At 61.4% G+C, this 1,818-nt stretch carries 2 protein-coding genes and 1 pseudogene; 1 reads left to right on the forward strand and 2 read right to left on the reverse strand.

Going from position 1 to position 1,818, the window contains the following annotated elements; genetic code table 11:
* Nucleotides 1-76: 76 nt before the first annotated feature.
* Nucleotides 77-1,267, reverse strand: a complete 1,191-nt coding sequence (locus EN993_RS35385; RefSeq protein ID WP_127266200.1) for a Xaa-Pro peptidase family protein — start codon at nt 1,265-1,267, stop codon at nt 77-79.
* Between the two features lie 63 nt (nt 1,268-1,330).
* Nucleotides 1,331-1,552: a hypothetical protein gene (locus tag EN993_RS35390; protein WP_127266201.1), complete on the reverse strand. Its 222-nt coding sequence runs from the start codon at nt 1,550-1,552 to the stop codon at nt 1,331-1,333.
* A gap of 90 nt (nt 1,553-1,642) precedes the next feature.
* On the opposite strand from EN993_RS35390, the pseudogene EN993_RS38175 reads away from it, so the two are divergent.
* Nucleotides 1,643-1,818 (forward strand): annotated as a pseudogene (locus EN993_RS38175) (ABC transporter substrate-binding protein); the annotation flags it as partial.

Below are 1,818 nucleotides of genomic sequence, written 5' to 3' on the forward strand. Positions count from 1 at the left end.
AGGTTGGATTGCCCCGAATTGCTCTTCGCAATTCGGATGGCAATCCGGGTGAGGGGGCAGCGCCCTTCAGTACCAGCTAGGCGGTCGCACCCCTGTTCCAGCCCCGACCCCGGTCGCCGAACATCACATAGCCGGCGTCGGTGACCGCAACCGTGTCCTCCAGCTTGATGAAGCCGCGCGTCGGATGAAGCATGGTTGTCTCCACCGACAGCACCATGTTCTTCTCCAGCGGCTTTGCCGCATAAGTGCCTTCATAGGTGACCGGATGGTTGGTCATCAGGAACGGCGCTTCATGCGTGATCAGGCCCATGCCATGGGCGAAGAAATCCGTGTAGGCCGCGACCTTCGAGGCTTTCAGCACGCCCTCCGCGTGCGAAATCATGTCGCCTCCCAGCGTACCGGCCTTGACCTTGGAGAAGGCTGCCTGCTGCACCGTTTCGACCTCGGCCAGCAGATCTTCGAGTTCGGCATCCGGTTCGCCGAGAATCCCCATCCGGCAGAGGTCGCCGATATAGCCGTGATAGTTGCCGCCGGAATCGATCGACAGCACCTCGCCTTGCTTCCACGCCTGCGGTGAGGCGGCGCGGTTGTGGCTGGAACCCAGCGTCAGCAGGCAATATTCGAAATGGATGCCGCGATTGGTTTCCTCGCGCCGCAGCCGCTCGATGATCTCGCTCTTGGTCGTGCCTTCGCGTGCCCCGGCAATGGTCGCCAGCATGGAATCCGTGATCAGTTCGGAGGCGGTGCGCAGTTTCTCCAGCTCGGCATCGGTCTTGATGGCGCGCATGTTCTCAAGCATGCCGGTCGCATCGATCAGTCTGGCGTCCGGCAACGCCTTGCGGATCAGCGTATAGGCGTCCGACGGCAGGAAGCCGGGCTCGATGCCGATGCGGGCGCCCGCCTTGCCAATCTTCTGCAGATGCTCGACGGCGAGGTTGGCAGCGTCGAGCGTGCCCCAGCAGGCGGCGTGCAGTGTCGGCGTCCAGAACGGGTTGTTCTGATGCTCGCCGCCTTCCATGCGGTTGCCGATATAGGCGGCATGGTCCGGCCCGCCCTTTTCGTACACGACGATCGGCAGGTAACGGCTGTGGCCGATCGCATCCATGGCGGCAAAGAAGATGAACTTGTAGCCGCCCAGCAGGTATTGCGTGTTGTGCTTGGAGGTGGCGAGCAGCACATCGATGCCCGCCTCCTCCATCAGCCGGTCAACCCTTGCCTCGTCGAACGGGATAATGCCGACGGCATTCTTGCCCGGAGCAATGTTCATCTTTTCTCTCCCTGAATTGCCTGGGATCGCCGGCTGTTCTGCTCCCGATCCCTTGGCTATGGCTCAAACCTGCACCATTTTGCCTATTCTGGTCCAGCCAGAAATAGGAAAAGCAGCATCGCTCGATGTCACCATATCGTCATCCGTCGCATATCGGATCAATCTGGTCCTACCAGGCTGATCGAATTGAGCCACTTCCTTCAAACTGGTCCAGCGGACGAAAATTTCAAAGCCAAGCAAGGATGCGCCAATTCCGTCTCTGGCGAAACCCTCGGCAAGGCTCATAATCGCCGCCGCAAGGATGCCGGCGGGCTTGCCGGCGTCTGAGGGGTATTGGCGCACCCGACCGGGTCGCGGAGAGGACGGAGTTCGACCATGTCAGATTTCACGATTTCCAGACGCACGATGCTGGCAGGCTCGGCAATGCTGCTGGCCTCCACCGCCATGCCGACTTCGGGCTGGGCGCAGACGCCGAAGAAGGGCGGGCGCCTGGTGCTTGCCGCCGATTCCGAACCACGCAACCTCAATCCGGCGATCGTCGCCTCCAACGG

The sequence above is a fragment of the Mesorhizobium sp. M7D.F.Ca.US.004.01.2.1 genome, from assembly GCF_003997785.1.
GTDB lineage: Bacteria > Pseudomonadota > Alphaproteobacteria > Rhizobiales > Rhizobiaceae > Mesorhizobium > Mesorhizobium loti.